A 1,093-nucleotide genomic window follows, 5' to 3' on the forward strand; every position below is an offset into this window, starting at 1 on the left:
GGGGCTGCGCGCCGCTGCCGTCAGGTCGGTTGCCGAAGTCGCCGACGATCCCGACACCGTGGCGCAAGGTTTCATCCAGTGGCGTGAACGAGACGGCGTGCGATGGCCGCTCATCGGGTCGCCAGTGAATCTTTCCGCGACGCCACCGGTCATCGGAGGACCGATTGGTCCGCTCGATGAGGCCCGGGAACACGCGCTATTGATCGCCAAGTCTCGCGGCTGAGGACTCCTCCACGGGAACTCGTGTGGGTCCGAATGAGCCAGACGGACGTTTGTGCAAAATGGATGCGGGGGTCGGAGGCTGAGGTGAGCCGATGAGCGGTCCGTGGCCGACACTCGTCAGACCGGGTCCAATGTTGCCCCTTTGTGGTGCGCGAAGGTGTGCGACTACACACAAAGGCCTTACATATGGACGCAACCAATCCGATCAAAAATATCTGCAGAAAACACTTGCAAGTGGGAGCCAATGGTATGTACCGCGCCCTCGCGGCGAGGTGGCATCTCGAGCGTCAACTGCAACGAAGGAGGATGTTATGCAGGTCGTTCGAATAGGTTTGATTCTGCGAAATGCGTCTTCGAGGTTCACGGCGTCGACAGCCACGGGAAAGTCGTCGTGCGAAAGACGTTGCGCCGTGATGCGGTGGCCCGTTTCTTTGCCAATTTGCCACCGTGTCTGGTCGGGATGGAAGCCTCGAACGGAGCGCACTATTGGGCAAGAGTGCTCAGCAACTTCGGTCACGAGGTGCGGCTGATCAGCCCTCAGTTTGTGACGCCATATGTGAAATCCAACAAAATGACCGGAATGATGCGGAAGCCATCTGCGAAGCGGTCGGCCGGCCTTCGATGCGTTTCGTGCCGCCGAAATCGACCGATCAGCTGGCGGTCCAAGCCGTTCATCGCATTCGCCGACGCCTGGTCGCTGACCGGGTCAGGCTCGTCGCGGCTGTCGCGCTGGCGAACAAGAATGCGCGGATCGTGGGCCATGCTCGGGCGGCACATGCTACGAACACGCACCTTCAGTGAAAGCAGCTTAAGGCGAAAAGCGGCAAACGAACATAAGAGAAGGAGGTCTCACCCCGGCAATTGCAGCAAA

At 59.7% G+C, this 1,093-nt stretch carries 1 protein-coding gene and 1 pseudogene; both read left to right on the forward strand.

Features of this window, described 5'->3' with window-relative positions; genetic code table 11:
- A partial coding sequence (locus ACK8OU_RS20240) for a hypothetical protein (protein WP_410305129.1) occupies positions 1–223 on the forward strand: 223 nt, incomplete at its 5' end.
- A 310-nt stretch (positions 224–533) separates the two neighbouring features.
- Positions 534–936: pseudogene (locus tag ACK8OU_RS20245) on the forward strand (IS110 family transposase); the annotation flags it as partial.
- Between the last annotated feature and the right edge of the window lie 157 nt (positions 937–1,093).

Origin of the sequence: Pontitalea aquivivens (assembly GCF_046507575.1) — a bacterium.
Taxonomy (GTDB): domain Bacteria; phylum Pseudomonadota; class Alphaproteobacteria; order Rhodobacterales; family Rhodobacteraceae; genus Pontitalea; species Pontitalea aquivivens.